Source organism: Bacillus sp. EB106-08-02-XG196, from assembly GCF_013396335.1.
In the GTDB taxonomy this organism is placed as follows: domain Bacteria; phylum Bacillota; class Bacilli; order Bacillales; family Cytobacillaceae; genus Neobacillus.
On sequence record NZ_JABWSY010000004.1, the window covers coordinates 20770 to 36692 of the forward strand.

The 15923-nt window shown below is 36.9% G+C and carries 11 protein-coding genes and 6 pseudogenes; 4 read left to right on the forward strand and 13 right to left on the reverse strand.

The annotated features are described in order from the left end of the window. The first annotated feature begins 348 nt into the window (after positions 1-348). The gene (locus MLOOGBEN_RS07490; protein WP_179157645.1) at positions 349-606 is read left to right on the forward strand and encodes a CUE domain-containing protein; all 258 of its coding nucleotides are present in this window, start codon (positions 349-351) and stop codon (positions 604-606) included. Positions 607-809: 203 nt separating this feature from the next. Here MLOOGBEN_RS07490 and MLOOGBEN_RS07495 read toward each other — a convergent pair whose 3' ends face one another. The 12 genes and pseudogenes from MLOOGBEN_RS07495 to MLOOGBEN_RS29695 all read right to left on the reverse strand — a co-directional run. Continuing rightward, the gene (locus MLOOGBEN_RS07495) at positions 810-1487 is read right to left on the reverse strand and encodes a copper homeostasis protein CutC (RefSeq protein ID WP_179157646.1); all 678 of its coding nucleotides are present in this window, start codon (positions 1485-1487) and stop codon (positions 810-812) included. Positions 1488-1560: 73 nt separating this feature from the next. Beyond that, positions 1561-2598 carry an asparaginase gene (locus tag MLOOGBEN_RS07500; protein WP_179157647.1) on the reverse strand — a complete coding sequence of 346 codons (1038 nt, stop codon included), beginning with the start codon at positions 2596-2598 and terminating at the stop codon, positions 1561-1563. 26 nt (positions 2599-2624) lie between these two features. After that, positions 2625-3779, reverse strand: a complete 1155-nt coding sequence (locus MLOOGBEN_RS07505; RefSeq protein WP_179157648.1) for an ROK family transcriptional regulator — start codon at positions 3777-3779, stop codon at positions 2625-2627. A gap of 166 nt (positions 3780-3945) precedes the next feature. Beyond that, a pseudogene (locus MLOOGBEN_RS07510) lies at positions 3946-4347 on the reverse strand (sugar phosphate isomerase/epimerase family protein); the annotation flags it as partial. Positions 4348-4349: 2 nt separating this feature from the next. Beyond that, positions 4350-4798 (reverse strand): annotated as a pseudogene (locus MLOOGBEN_RS07515) (Gfo/Idh/MocA family protein); the annotation flags it as partial. A 1-nt stretch (position 4799) separates the two neighbouring features. Further along, a pseudogene (locus MLOOGBEN_RS07520) lies at positions 4800-5411 on the reverse strand (sugar phosphate isomerase/epimerase family protein); the annotation flags it as partial. Positions 5412-5435: 24 nt separating this feature from the next. Further along, the gene (locus tag MLOOGBEN_RS07525) at positions 5436-7433 is read right to left on the reverse strand and encodes an alpha-amylase family protein (protein WP_179157649.1); all 1998 of its coding nucleotides are present in this window, start codon (positions 7431-7433) and stop codon (positions 5436-5438) included. A gap of 18 nt (positions 7434-7451) precedes the next feature. Further along, complete coding sequence (locus MLOOGBEN_RS07530) at positions 7452-8267, reverse strand: carbohydrate ABC transporter permease (RefSeq protein WP_179157650.1); 816 nt, start codon at positions 8265-8267, stop codon at positions 7452-7454. A 13-nt stretch (positions 8268-8280) separates the two neighbouring features. Then, positions 8281-9162, reverse strand: a complete 882-nt coding sequence (locus tag MLOOGBEN_RS07535; RefSeq protein ID WP_179157651.1) for a carbohydrate ABC transporter permease — start codon at positions 9160-9162, stop codon at positions 8281-8283. Between the two features lie 115 nt (positions 9163-9277). Continuing rightward, positions 9278-10591, reverse strand: a complete 1314-nt coding sequence (locus MLOOGBEN_RS07540) for an ABC transporter substrate-binding protein (protein ID WP_179157652.1) — start codon at positions 10589-10591, stop codon at positions 9278-9280. Positions 10592-10935: 344 nt separating this feature from the next. Next, on the reverse strand, positions 10936-11232 hold the full coding sequence (locus tag MLOOGBEN_RS07545; protein WP_179157653.1) for an Imm74 family immunity protein: 297 nt from the start codon (positions 11230-11232) through the stop codon (positions 10936-10938). 129 nt (positions 11233-11361) lie between these two features. Then, positions 11362-11508: pseudogene (locus tag MLOOGBEN_RS29695) on the reverse strand (immunity protein YezG family protein); the annotation flags it as partial. Positions 11509-13197: 1689 nt separating this feature from the next. Here MLOOGBEN_RS29695 and MLOOGBEN_RS07555 point away from each other — a divergent pair. From MLOOGBEN_RS07555 to MLOOGBEN_RS07560, 3 genes and pseudogenes are all read left to right on the forward strand, one after another. Beyond that, positions 13198-14201: pseudogene (locus MLOOGBEN_RS07555) on the forward strand (DUF3231 family protein). 381 nt (positions 14202-14582) lie between these two features. Then, positions 14583-14735, forward strand: a complete 153-nt coding sequence (locus MLOOGBEN_RS29785) for a hypothetical protein (RefSeq protein WP_483296380.1) — start codon at positions 14583-14585, stop codon at positions 14733-14735. Further along, positions 14736-15320: pseudogene (locus MLOOGBEN_RS07560) on the forward strand (transposase); the annotation flags it as partial. It lies immediately after the preceding gene. A 374-nt stretch (positions 15321-15694) separates the two neighbouring features. On the opposite strand, the gene MLOOGBEN_RS07565 reads toward MLOOGBEN_RS07560, so the two are convergent. Beyond that, a complete protein-coding gene (locus MLOOGBEN_RS07565; protein WP_179157654.1) occupies positions 15695-15877 on the reverse strand; it encodes a hypothetical protein in 183 nt (60 codons plus the stop codon). Positions 15878-15923 lie beyond the last annotated feature (46 nt).

The window sequence follows — 15923 nt, forward strand, 5'->3', positions numbered from 1 at the left end:
AACCAGATGGTATAAATGGGAAGCTATATTTTTATATTATTAATAGTCTTAACTCAAGCTTAGGATTCTTTAAGCCCCACAATTCTTTAGTAGGAATCTTGGTAGTAATCTTAATTACAAATAAAACATTCTATTGATTACAACTATAATTTAATGGGTATATTTGCAGTTTTTATGCATTTTTAATGGAGATAATATGTCACGATGCTTATATTTAATATTTGTTCATACTTTTGTAATAAAAAGAGATTTACAAGTTGAAACTTCATAAAATCAACATGATATTTCCATTTTTTCTGCATATTTTTACATTAAAATGAAGGTAATAAAAGAAAGGAGTTGTAAAAGATGAAAAAATGGGCAGTAGGAATTTTAAGTTCCGCTTTATTCCTTGGAGCAGGAACAGCTGTATTTGCAGCAGGAACGAACAACTTTGGAGAAGAGAATAGCTTTGAAAAAATGCTACCTTTTATGCAAGAAATGCATCCAGATACATCCAAAGAAGATCTACAAGAAATGTACAATGCTTGCCATAATAATGGAGGGATGATGGACGGAGCGAATCAAGAAGGAATGAAAGGTGAAAATATGATGAACCGATTTTAATATTTGAAATAATTATGCCAAAAGGCTTGGTATGCTTACCAAGCCTATTTCTGGACCACCCCCGCGGCCTCTAGATGTTTTTGAAGCATACCTCCTTTCTCTAGCTCACTTAATGGACCTAAATTAGCCATTGAACTTAATGATAAACAAACCCGCAGTCCCTTTTAAAGATGTTCCTAAAAATTTTCGCCTGCTCCATTTATTCATCGAGAACCGTCCCCATGGTCCCCCCTCTTTTCACTTCCAAGTTCACCTAGTATTTTTGTTCCATGAATTTCACTGATATTTAATGTATTAACGATCAAGGGAAGATTTTGAACGGTGATTCCCCCGCCCGGAAGAATGATGATGCGATTACCAGCAAAATTGATATAGTCCCTCAATCGGTCAAGATTGTTCTCAATCAAAGTATGACTAGGTCCTCCATGAGTTAAAATCCTCTGTACACCTCGAGAAGCTAGCCAATCAATCGCCTGAAACTGAAGTTCCAGATTTATCTGATCAAATGCCATATGAAAGGTAACGTCCACCCCTTTTGCGTTATCCAATAACATCAGCATAGTCTCTTCATCAATCCAACCATCTTCCTTTAAGCAGCCAATCACCACCCCATCGACCCCCATCTGTTTGAGATGGGTGATGTCCTGCTGCATGATCTCTATTTCCGCTTTGTTATAAATAAAATTTCCTCCCCTCGGTCTGACGATGGCCATGACCCTGCAATTCTTGCGGTGGCAATATTGAATCGTTAGGGCCGCGACGCCATGGCTGACTGTTGTCCCCCCAACAGCAAGATGATCACAAAGTTCCACACGATTCGCCCCAAGTTCGATAGCTTCCGGAACGAATGTAAAATTTTCTACACATACTTCTTTCAACATACTCCCAATCCCTCCCACATTCATTAAAAAAGCAGCACTAGTACCAGTAATGGAGACTGTGCTGCTTACAATCTTAATTTCTAGACATGTTTACGAAAAAATTCTTAGAGGCAATAAGTGAAAACTTCTCATTCACCTTTCCTACTTCAACCCCGGCATCATTTCTTACAATGGATGGCTTCAACTTTCTTAAGTTTTCAATCGTTTCTTTATTTTCATAGTTAATTTGCTCTAGAATCGACGCGACCACATTTGGCCAAACATCCTCAGACCCATTTAAAACCTTCAAGGCGAAACCAAGCCTTTCTTTTTTCAATCCAAAGCAATAAACACCCTGTGCGCCACCTTTTGCGACAATGTTCGCGTCTTGGAGCAAAATCGAACAAATAAATTTTTCAGATGCTACCATAAGCGGATGCTCATTCATCACGCTGGTCATTTCCATAACCGCTTTTTGTAAAAGAGGATCTTGTATTAAATCAGGGCAGGCTAATTTTAAATACGTAATCGCCATATTTTTCAACGGAATTGCAAACACGGGAACACCGCAGCCATCTTTTCCAGCCGTAATTTCAGAAACTGAAAGCTCCGATAATACCGAAAGAATCCGTAAAATTTCTTGTTGCAGCGGATGCTCCACTTCCCAGTATCCTTCAACCGGCCAGCCATTTTCCCGGCAAACGCTGACAAAACCCATGTGCTTGCCGGCACAATTATGATAGATTCTTCTTTTTTCTAAATTACGCCACAGCATATCCTCTTTTGGTTTTTTATTTAAAGGATACGAAGGCGGGCAAAATAAATCTTCTTCCTTTACATGCAATTTCCCCAACATCGATTCCAGCGCTCCAATATGGTAGCTTTCTCCCCTATGAGAAGCCGTAAACATCGCTTCTTCTTCCCTTGTCAAACCGTATTTAGAAATAATATTTGATAAAAATACGGGTATTGCTTGAATTGGTTTTAATGCCGATCGATAAAATGTGTAATGATTCTGGTCCCCAACATGATAGGCGGTTTCCAGTCGATCGTTTACACCGCAAATCATCCCATAATGGACATTTTCAACTAAACCTGCCCTTGTTTCTTCTATTAAAACAACTGAATCCATCTATAAACACCTCTTCCAAAAAATAGTCACTCTAAATCCAGCAATGTATTTTGTATCTGAATGGCTGCGCCAAGCACTACTCCCTGATTTCCTAGTTGCGAATAAACAATTTTCAGTTTTTCCTTTAGCGGCTCCCAGATATATAAATTGCATTTTTGTTCAATTGGCGGGATAATTTCAGGAAGCTTTTCGAAAGTGTCTCCTCCTAAAATAATGACCTCAGGATTGTACAAACAAAGGATATTGCTGATGGCAAGGGCAATATAAGTCGATGCCCGGTCCATGATATTGATAGCCCACGATTCCCCGTTTCTATAAGATTCAAAAACCTCATCAATGGACTGAATATCCTTTACTTTTCTGCTATCGGCAATGATAGCCCCTTCAGAAATATAGGTAGCAAGACATCCAATTTTCCCACAATTGCAGACATTCCCACTTGGATCAATCACCGTATGTCCAATTTCTCCAGCATTATTCGAATCTCCGCGGTAAATTTCACCATTAAGAATGATCGCAGAACCAATTCCCGAACCAATACCGACGAGAACAGCATTCTGTGAATCCTTTGCCATTCCCTTAAAATTTTCCGCCAATATTTTCATTTTCAACTCATTATCAATAATGACTTTAAATCCCGTAATCCTCTTAAGGTCCTCTGCCAACGTGACGTTGTTCCACTTCAGCTGGTCTGACACCTTCACAAAACCATTTTTATAATCAATATAGCCAGGGAGCCCAACACCGACACCAATAATTTTTTCAGAGGAAATATGGTGTCTATCTATCAATTCCATCAATTCCCGATTTATTTTTTCCAGTGTCTCGTTGTATTTTTCTGTCTCATCTCTCAGGACACTTTGCCAGGCAACTATTTCTCCGATATAATTGACAACGCCGATTTTTATCAATAATTTATCTACTTCTACGCCAACGGTATAAAGAACATTCTCGCATACATCTAGTAAGGTCGCCTTTCTGCCTACTCCGGTAGTGACCAATTCAGTTTCACGAACAAACCCCAAATCCTGAAGTTCATGAACAATTCGGGTAATTGATGTTGGACTCATGCTTGTTAGCTTCGCAATTTCCATACGGGAAATAGGAGATTGATGTTTGATGATGTCGAGCACTAAATTCTTATTTTGCTTTTTCATTAATAACTGGTCTTGTTTCTCCATTAATTCCATTCCCTTTTTAAAAAATTTATTGACTAAGATTAAAAAATCATGGTAATTCTCTTATTGAAAAAGACCTAACATCATTTTTTAACTCAACATCTTGAAGGGAAACAAATTGGTGGTTACCTTCAAGGATTAAATATGTGGGGTAAAGGCAATGAATGCCTTATTTATATGCTTTAATAAACTCGATTGTATCAGAGATGTCTTTAATTGGATTGATGCCTACCTCACGTTCAATCGTTAAATATCCTTGATAGCCAATTTCCTTAAGTGCCTTGAAGTATTCGGAAAAATCAACCGCTCCTTTTCCTAAAGGCAATTCCCGAAAATATTCTCCTTCAGCTACCATTTGGGATATTTTCTCGTGATTCACGCCTTCTCCATAGCCTACAGCATCATAGACAGCTCGGGGATCTACCGGTTTTAACCGGACTCCATCCTTGACATGAGTATGGACGATATAATCCTTAAGCAGCTTTACACCAGAGACAGGATCATCCCCCGTGACCATCACCATATTGGCCGGATCAAAATTAACGGACACTCCATTGGTACTTAAACTATCTGATCATAGTCCGCTGCTTTATAGAAGCGCAAATTTTCGATATTGCCGCGGTTGCCTAGTTGATGATAGGTATTTCCGGAGATAGATTTTACTTTTGGGCGCCCCATTAAATACCAACAAATATCAATCACATAACCCCAAGATCAATTAATGGACCGCCGCCGGAGCGGTCTTTATCAGCAAACCACACTCCGGGATTTCCCAAACGGCGCAAGCAAGAGGCTTTTGCATTATAGATTTCTCCTAATTTACCACTGTCAATAAACGATTTTAAAACTTTTGTGTTCGTGGCAAAACGTCTGACAAAGCCAACTTGTAATGTTTTATTAGATCGGCGTACTGCCTCTTCCACCTTTAAAGCCTCTTCTACTGTCATGGAAAGGGGCTTTTCTACTAACACGTGCTTGCCGCCTTTTAATGCGCCAATTGAGATTTCCGCATGGATATTATTCCGCCGCACAAGGAATATTTTTCTTAACCCCTACTAGCGGGTCTTCATCGATGCAAAGGAAATTCCCTACATCAAGTGTGGTTTTAAAATTATCACGGTTAACGCCATGGATGACTCTTTGTACACGGTCGCTTGATTGGACATTAAATCCGTGATTTTCAATCGTTGTGGTAATGCCATATTGTGCAGCATAATCAGCAAGCAGCTGGCTGCCTCTCACAAGTTTTTCATAATGCTCCTCAAAATAATGAATCGTCATTTCTTTTGGCTTTAACGTAAAGGCTGTTACATCATGACGCATGATCTTAATGCCTAATCGGTTAACGATATCGAGATGTTTTTTAATTCGTTCCACTTCTTCTTGGAATGCTTCTTCTGTCTCCTGATCAAAGTTTGCCGGCAGCGAATAGGCAGATAATTCAATCCCTAAAGATTCCGCTTTTTCCCTGACTTGATCGGCCAATTCAACGTTATCAACAACAGAATACCCATATGGCACCATCTCCATATGTTCACCGCCGTTATCCGCGATCCACTGGATGACATCTAAGACGGTCATTGTTTCTGCCCGTAAATCTCTGACTAAACTATACGTACTTAATCCTACCTTAATATTATCATTCTCCTTTTTTAGCATTCAGTCAATCTTTACTATCAGATGCCCTTCCACTTTTTCAATCGCAAATGTTATATAGGGACCCACTCTTTGATAATGGATTTCCGTTAAATCAGGAAGTGTTTTGACGGATGTAACATTTTCATCTCCAACAAAGACTTTAAATTCAATGTTATGAAGCGGAATAATGTCTTCAATCACGTAAATATCCTCAGAGCGTTTTTCCGTAATATAGTGAATCGCATGCAATACTTTCGTATGGGCCTCTTCATCAACAGTAAGTGTAGTTAACAGCGTCGACGGACCGTTATGTTGGACCAACTTGTCAGCCAGAAGAGTTTCAATGGCATCCTTCATCATCACTTTACACCACATTGGGCAATTCTTCCTGTACGCTCTGAAAATCGGATGAGAAAAATAAATAACATTACCATGCTTGGTTACAGCTGGCGGACCGATTTCCTGTGAGGACGGTGCATGTTGATGAGAACAAAAAGTCTTGCCTTCACGATTAAAATAAGGTTTTACTGTATGCATTAACACTTCCGAATCTATCGATTGGATTTCTGCGCCTTTTAGATACATGACATACTCTTCTTGATGTAAGCCTTCGCCCATCCGATCATTCGGGAGAACAAAGTCTCGATCGTATTTTGAATCACCCACATATTTATTCCCGTAAAGACGACTTGCTTCTTGAGCGCTTTTATTAATTAAGGATTCGAATGTTCCAATCACCTTGCCACCGCTGTTCGCATAATCAAGCAACTTTTGCTCTAATTCAGCAGAGTATTTGATGCTGTCCGGCAAGATAATCAACTTATATTTTTCAAAGGACATTTGACTGTCAATAATATCAAATTGATAAGACAATTCCTGCAGCATTCTAACCGTACCAATTAATTCAGGAGCTATTCCCAAATTATGCTCGCCTAGAATATAGAACTCTTCCGGGGTTAAAACGCCAATTTCCGATAGTGGTGCAGTATTGACACAATATTCTTCTACATTTTTAACTCTTTCGTAAACACCTCCAATTAATTCATAGGCCGCTTTCGATAATCGGCCATTCGGATGAAGCTGATCCCCGATGGAACAGCCTGCACCCTGTGCAAGCATATTAAAACATTCAAACTCCAATGCCGCCTTATTTTTCAAGGAATGGAAATCGCCCCAATACGTATGGAACTTGCCGGTCATGCCAATGACTTCTTTACCTAAATTCCTTGCGTATCTTACTGTTGCCGGGAAATGGTCATATCCCCACCCGCCGCTTGGCAATGATTCCAATTCCAGATGCGTGTAACTTTCCAAACCACTTTTCGAAGTGGGGCCGACGTGAGAACTATTATAAAAAATACTTACACCAGGCACTCTTTCGTTTATAAACTTGCTGATTTCCGCCTTAAACTCATCCAACATAATAGTAGAATAATAAACTCGATCTCTCTTGCTTGTTGTATCCAAATCTTTTAATCTCATTTGCTTCAAGCAATTTTCACAATGGCAGTCGACTTTAAAGAGGATATCAAAGAAGAAGCCATCGATATTTTCGCTTTTTACCACATCGATAATATCTTGTACATGATTTTTAAAATAATCGCGATAACTGCTATTTAAGCAAATCGTATAATAAAAATGAGGTTCCGGGACGTTCTGACTGTTGATGTAGCCGCCATTCTCGTCAATCGCCAGCCATTCTGGATGGTTCTTCATGATATATTCATCCCATTGGACGGTTGTATAAATCGGAACTTTAATATCGTATTGATGGCAAATCTCAATTTGATCTAATAGAAGCCGGTTATTTATAAGATTTGGATGGATCAAATCCGGCTGATTTTGTGAAGGATAATAGAGCCAGCCATGGTGGCATCTCGCGAAACAAGTAATCGAATTAACATTTGCCTCCATTAACGTTTTGACAAATTCCTCAGCATGAAAATCCCCTGCCACATTTGGGATATATTCACTTGTATGGAAATCTAAATGTACTTGTCTGTATCGTGGTTTGTTCAAATAATTAACCTCCAATGCTTATTCTTTTACAGCCCCTGCTGCTAATCCGCCTTCAACTTTTTCTTGGAATAGAAGGTAAACAATTAGTGGAACGATAATGGTGATAACGATGGCTGCCATCAACGGCCCATATTCAGAACCTCTTTCGCCATTAAAATTCAATAGGCCGATGGAAATTGGTTTCAGCCGATCATCATTAATGAATAGAAGAGGAAAAAGAATGTTATTCCATGCGCCTAAAAAGTTAAAAATAGAAATAGTGGAGATGGCGGGTACCGACATCGGCAGCATGATTTTATAATAGATTTGAAAATAACTGGCTCCATCCATAATTGCTGCTTCCTCCAAAGATGCGCTTATTCCCTTCATAAAGCGGGTCATAACCAAAATGCTGAACGAGAGGGAGAAGGCCACATAAAGCAAAACCAAGGCCGCCAAATTATTTTTCAATCCGAAGGTCCCGATGATATATGCGACCGGCACGAGCACCGTGTGCATAGGGACCATCATGCCCATAAGGAAAAACAGGTCTAAAAATCGGTTTAATTTCAGATTGAATCTGGATAGTGTGAAGGATGCCATGGATGAAACGATGGCCACAATAACAACGGTTGCCAACGAAATCAAAATACTGTTCAGGAAGTAGCCGCTCATATTGGCTTCCTTCCAGGCAATGACGTAATTTTCGAATTTAAACACTTCCGGCAAGCTGAATGGCGAGCCAAATATTTCTGTATTCCCTTTAAACGAGGAAATGACTGTAAAGGCCATTGGCTCAAAGAATAACAACGCCATAAAAAGCACAAAACCATATAATAACAATTTATTTTTCATATTCTTCTCCTTTCTATTCTTTTTTTCGATTCATGAGTAATTCACTCCCAATTGTCAACACAAGGGCAATGATAAGAATAATGATTCCAATCGCACTGCCAACCCCATAGTTATCATATCTGAATGCTTCATAGTACATTAAGGTAGTTGGAAGGTTGGTCAAGCCATTTGGACCGCCTTCTGTCATGACAAAAATCAAATCGAATACTTTTACCGTTCCGATAATATCCATTAAAATACAGAGTGAAATGATCGGCTTCAACATGGGAACTGTTATGTAAAAGAACTTCTTCACCGGCGATGCCCCGTCAATTTCTGCTGCCTCATAAATTTCATGAGGAATGGTGGTGAGGCCCGCCAACAAAATGACCATATAATAACCAATGCCCGCCCAGATATTAACGAAGATTACCGTATTCATCGCCGTAGCAGGGTCTACTAACCAGCCCCTTGCGATACTTTCCAAGCCTACAAACTCCAATAATTTATTTAATGAACCATTTGGCATAAAGATAAAATACCAAAGCAAACCAATCGCGGTTAAAGGAAAGATGGTAGGAACAAAGTACACAACTTTAAAAAAACGATATCCCTTAAACTTAGTATTAATCGCTACAGCCAATAATAAGGCAATCGGTGTGTGGAAAAGGACACTGTAAAAGACCATTTTGAACATATTTTTCAATGATATAATAAAGTCCTCATCTTTAAGCACTTCTAAATAGTTAGTTAGACCGACAAATTCCAGCGGGGAACCTTTAATCCCATTCCAGTTGACAACTGAAAAATAAATCGCACCAATCATTGGAATAATTAGAAACAACACATAAATGACTAGAGCTGGAAAAGTAAATAGAAGTACTTTTGACTTTTGAACATTTGTTTTTAAATGCATCTATTCCCCTCCTTTCAAAAATTCATCTTGTTGGTTTTCGTTTAGGTGCAATATAGAGCCAAGGTATCCTATTTCATACCAAGGCTCTATCACTGCGGAATTCTATTGATCGGACTTATTTTGACTTATCAATTTCTTCTTGAATTTCTTTAGCTGCCTCTTTAGGTGTAGCGTTAATAAACATGCTGACGATTGAGTTTCTTGTTCGATCCTGCATGGATGGAAGCGGATCAAAGTCAAATATGTCTACAGCGATACCTGTTGAAGTAGAACCAAGTTCAATATTCTGCAAGAAAATATCCGCGACTTTAGATTGATCAATTTCAATATCGTTTCTTGGGATTAGGAACTGTGATTCTTCGGCAAACCTCTTTGCAGCATCGGCTGAAGTAAGCATTTTCAGCAATTCAATTGTATATTCTTTTTCTTTTCCTTCTAATTTACCGTTTACCATATACGGGCTTAATACTTGCATGTCTTCATTTTTAAACTCAGGCTTTTCTTCAAAATAAGGGAACTTTGCTACTTTAATAGCTTTAGTAAATTTCGTTTTGCTTTCATCTGTAAAGCTGCCAATATTCCATGGTCCAGTAATGATCATCCCTGCTTTTCCTTCAAGGAAGTTTGTGAGGACTAATTCATCGTTTAGACCAGCTGCATCTTTACCGAAAGCACCCATGTCATTTAAGTCTTTTACATATTTAAGGGTTTCCACAACTTCCTTGTCTGTCCATTTTAATTCTCTGGATCCAAGTTTTTTCGCTGCTTCCGTTCCTGCCCATTTGTAGAAGATTTGGTCATGTAAATGCCCTGCCATGTAAGTCGATTTTGCACCAAGGGCAATCGGGGTTACCTTAATTTTCTCCAGTTTCTTAATCGCATCTATCAATTGGTTCCAAGTTTCTGGGAACTGATCAATGCCTGCTTCTTTAAACAATTCTTCGTTATAGTAAACTCCAATTAAGCCTGATTCCATCGGGATTCCATAAGTTCCTTCATGGCCCTGTACTTGATAATACTTTAAAGCTCCTTCTGTAAAGCCATCTCCCCAAGCTGGGTCGTCTTTAAGGATTGGATCCATATTCATCAATAAGCCGTTGTCAATGTATTCGCCCAGGTTGGCAACACCTTGAATCCGAAAAATATTTGGTAATGTTCCAGAGGCAATGTCAGTTTTTAATTTATTATTAAATGCTGACTCATCCCCTTGTGATTCATCAATAATCTTGACATCTTTATGTTTTTTCTCAAATTCTTTCAAAATATCTTTATAAATCTCTACCTGTTTTGTTGTACCAGCCATCCTGGTTAATAGTCTAATCTCAATTTTTTCTTTTTCACTTGAAGAGGATTTATTTGACCCGCCACTGCAGGCCACTAGAAATGTGCTTAAAACAAGTATTAAGGCTATGACAATCTTTGTTTTCATTACTTCTCCCCCTAGAATAGATAAATTATTTGAATCCCGCTTTGCATAATAATAATTGAATTGATTTAAATGTGAGTAAATTTCAACTCCTTTGATTACAATTTGTATATAATACTTTCTATCCTTTAAAAGAATTTTTGATAGAAAATATATATAATTAATTACACCAAATTACTAATAGACACGTAATTTTGGCAAATTCATTAAAAATACTGCGTAATTTAGTTTAATTTCTCCAGTGGTGAAATTAATTAGATGCTAATTTGGAAAGCCAATTATTAATTAAGATTATACATGCAGAGGGAAACGTTTACAATATTTTTTGATGAAAATTCAGAATTATCTTACCGTAATATATTCAGGAGGATATCCCCAAAAGGGTCTGACCCTGATGTTTGGGATATCCCCTCTTTTTTTATACTATTCTTAATGGCGTAATCTTTGATTATAGAAATTATCCTATTTTTGCTATTCTCGTTTATCAGTTCATTTTCTAAGGGTTTATTATACTTTTGAATAAAATTCAAATAAACAACAAAGCTGAATCCACTGTGTTCTGGATTCAAAGCTTCACTATAAACCGTAACAAATTTTTCATCCGCTTTAATAAGTATATGTCCTCTTGTCCAATCGATTATCATATTGAAACCTCTAAGTAAATATGACTTTTCAACCAAATTCACGGGATGATCTAACCTCTTTGGAATTTTTTATTTAGAACTTCTTTACATATATCCTATAAATTTAGGTACTTCTTTTCAAATTGTTCTCTACGATACAGTTCGTCGGTCTCTGATATATGGTTCATAACTATAATCAATATTGAACTGACCATCCTGTTCTAATACAAAAGTCATTATTGTCCAGACACTTTGACTAACTTTTGCTGTTTCCTTATTTAACTCACGGATCAGTCTTGTTAACTCTAGTTGGGAAGTTTATAAAATACTAATATAATGGTACACTTTCTTCTTAAACTCTTCCGATACACCATCATCATGTTCTCCATGTCGATAACTCCTTTTTACTGATAAAGCGACTGCTCTTCTTGAACAATCGCCCTGTTAGTTTAGGTACATTCTTTCACATTCTGCTTCATACAATGGAACCAAAATGGCGATTCCTCGTTCAAAGAATCACAACCGAAAATCAAATCCTAAATAAAATGTTTTTCAATAATTTTCTTTGCACTTTCATCAAGTTTGGAAGGTAATTCAATGATTGAGAATATTTTAAATCCAAACTTTCACCGTCATTCATAGCTAACTCACCACTTGTTTCATCTGCTCAAACATTGAAATATGTTTGCTTTGTCTATGGATATCATAACTGAATAGGCAAATACTAATACTAATCTAAGACTTCGCAGTCATGCAAAAAAAGGCGGTGATTTCATGAAGAAATTTATTGTATTAAGCCATTTAATTTCAGGTACTTTTGCAGCTTCCTTCGTTTTATACTTTGTTAGGAAAAACTCATCCGAACATAGAAGAATTATGACATCTGTTATAGGAACTCAACTTCTATCGTGGGTATTTCTTTTTACTACCTCTATGATAGAAAAAGCGAAATCTTAAAGATTTCGCTTTTTTACGCCATTTAAGCACCTTTTTTATATTCAAAATCATAACATCCTCCGCCAGTTAGAGAATGCATTTGATCTATATTCGTTTTCACTCTATTATTCCCAACATTCAAATATCTTAAAAAATCTTTTTCTTTTTCCGAGCTAAATCCCTAAGATCTAATCGTTCAGGAACACCCCGACTATTTTATCGAATTCTACTCAAATTCACTAATTTTGACTTCGGTGAGAATTGTTATTAGATTTACATCCAGTTATAATCACTAAATATAGTAATAGGAGAATAAAAAATGGTTTAATTTTCTTCATCTTTATCACCTTTAATTTTTCTATCAATTAAAATTTCACCATAAGTATCAATATTTATTTAACTAAACTGCCCAATTTGTATTATAAGGTCAGCCAGATAAGAGAATATTTCTGGTTGACCTTTTTTAGTGGGAAGTAGGTAAAACTTGAAACAATATAAGATTTTCAAAGGAAAAAGTCGCCTTTATGTCGAATATAGTAGATAAAGGGGATTATCAAATGAATAAAGTTGAGTTATTAAAAAAATTATTAAATAGTAGTCGAGGTAATTTGTTTTCATTAGATATTCCTACTACAAAAGAAAATGAAAAAAAAGATTCAAGAATTGGTTAGGGTATTAGAAACAGACAAAAGAATAATTGAGAGAATATGTAAAGAGAGAATACTCAGTTTATTTACATGGAATAATTAAGTATGCATCCGAATAATCGGATGTTTTTTTATTGGGTGAATTACCATAGGGTTCTTCAAGTTATACAATTAGCTAAGATGGTAATAGAATTTTAATGAGATTTAGAAATTGTAAACCTTCATAACCCACAGAGACAATAAATCCCTTGGGTATCTATTTTCTTAAATTAACCTTCTTGTGTTAGCACAATAAGAAAAAGCCACTACAATGGGAGCTGGGTTTATAACTATTGCCCCGAAAGTCTAATAAGAAATTCATATCTCTTGATGAATTGGTAAATAATATTAAAGAGGTGACAGGATGGAAAATGATAAATTAAAACTCACATCTTCCGAAATAGGAACTTTGTGGGGAGAGTATGTAAATGGAACAGCCGTTGATATTGTAAATAGATTTATGATTTCTATTATTGAAGACGAGTCAATAAAAGCCATCTTTGAGGATGCTATCAAGACTTTCGAAAAGCAAAAGCAACAAATTGTTGCTTTTTTGGAGAATGAGAATTTTCCTGTTCCGATTGGATTTACTGAATCTGATCTTAATAAAGGTGCAAAAAGATTGTTCACTGATATTTTTTGCTTAAATTATTTACACATTATGACTTTACACGGTTTGCTAGGGCACTCCACTTCATTAGCTGTTTCTGTCAGAGAGGACTTAAGGTTTTTTTACGACTCGTGCGATAACGATGGGAAAAGGATGTATCATCAAACAATTGATTTATTGCTTGAAAAAGAAGTTTTCAAAGAGACCCTTTATTTTATCCTGCTGAAAACCCTGAATACGTTTCTAGCCAAGATTTCGCAGATGGATTTTTCGGAAAGGGTAGAATGTTAGCAGCGACAGAAATCATAAGTATTTCTTTCAACCTGAAAAAAAGTATTATGGCAAAAACTCTGGCAATCGCATTTAGTCAGGTCACCCAAACAAAAGAAGTAAGAAAATTTTTCGAGTATGCAGAAAAAATAGCTGATCAACAAATAAAAGATTTTTCAAAAATTATGCAAACGGATAATTTACCAGTTCCTAAGTCGTGGGAGACAGAAGTTACAACTTCAACAGACTCTCCTTTTTCCGATAAGTTAATGTTGTATCATACTGGTTTCTTATTCCAAACTGCACAAGCGTACCACGGGGCAGGTTTAGCATCCGCAATGCGAACAGACCTTGTATCTACTTACGAAAGCACCATTCTACAAAATCTTATGCTTACGAAAAAGTGGTTTAAAATTATGGTGGAAAATAAATGGTTAGAACAGCCACCTCTTGCTCCGAATAGGAAGGAAATAGCAAAAGAAAAATAATAAAAAATAAGGTCCTCACTGGGAGGGCATTTTTATTTTTACGAAAAATTCTTATTGAACTAACCTCCCGTTTGTTCAATAAGGAATTCTGCAAAAAAGGGAGGAATCCTTCCTGGGTCAATGCCCCCGTTCGTAATATAAGGTTAGCCAGATTTTTCTGGTTGACCTTTTTCTATTTGGTCATATGATTACGGTAGTCGGGGTAGAACGTCGCCCCCGTGGGACTAGATCCCGTCAGCTAAACTGTTCATCCCCTACTTGTATAAACATGTTTCAGGCTGGTTGGGACCATGATCCCGTTTAACAAGCGAACCTATGACATTACATGCAGCTTTAGGGGATACCGACTAATATGTATTTCTAGGAGGAGAAGAAATCAATATGAATCCAGTGATTGGTCTGGATGTATCAAAAGGAGAAAGCCAAGTTCAAGCATTTTTAGATAAAGGTAAACAATATCGTAAGAGTTTTAGTATTAAACATGATCTTAAAGGGTTAGAAAGTTTATTAGAATTCCTTCAAGAGGTGGAATAGGCACAGAAATTAAGAGAAGCAGCCCTTCGTGATCCTTTTCAAAACAATCTCTACGATAGTCATATTTTTAACCTTGAAATTTTGGTTAAGATTGTTCTTCAATACCAAGAGCATCTATCCAATATTGCGAATGAAATAGATGCCCTCGCTAGTGAAATTGAAGAATATGAGATCCTTCAATCTATCCCTGGAGTAGGAGAAAAAATCGCAGCAACGATTATTTCTGAAATCAGAGAGATAGATCGGTTTAATGATGCCAAGAAGTTAGTTGCCTTCGCTGGAATAGATCCTAGTGTGGACTCTTATGGAAAGTTTACTGCATCAGTAAACCGAATAACCAAACGTGGCTCATGTAGGCTTCGCCACGCATTGTATATGGCTGTACAAAGTGGAATTCGGGATTCCCGTAAAAAGAAAACGACGGATGAGATCATTCCACGCAATAGAAGACTACGAGAGTTTTACGATAAGAAACGAGAAGAAGGAAAACCCTTTAGAGTAGCGATCATTGCATGTGTAAATAAGCTCTTACATTGGATATACGCCTTACTAAAAAGCAGAACAACTTTCCAAGATATAGCTTAGAACCTATATCTAACTAAATACAACAAAACCTTCCAATTAGAGTACATCGGAAGGTTATTTGGCATGGACATTTTAGTATATCATGAGTCTAATAAACTTTTTATTAAAAAATGTTGACAAACTTTTGGCTGGTTTTGCTTAAGTGAATTCCTTCACAATATCGAACCCTTATTCGTACACTATTTATTAAGTAAGCGTAAAATAGCTCCCACCTTCATCAAGATGGGAGCCAATAGTATTATTTAGATAACTTATTAAAGACTATTCAATTTACAGGAATTGATGATGACCAAGGAAGCAATTGATCCAAGGACATTTCATCTGTCAAATCAATATTGGGAAGGGCTAAAATATAAGTTAATATAAAACTATATCTATGTTCTTTGAATACCGATATTGTAGATAAGTAATAACAGCAAATTTTCACGCTGTTTTTCTCCGTATTCATCGGCTCCAATCAGTTCTCCATCCCAGCACTCCATTGGAACGGGTGAATATTTTTCATAAAGATCATAATTAACTGCTTGCGGTTCGTTTCTCAATCGTAAATCGGTCACTACAATCCCCCCACATTTGAATTCTTTTAGTAAGGGTATTATTTCA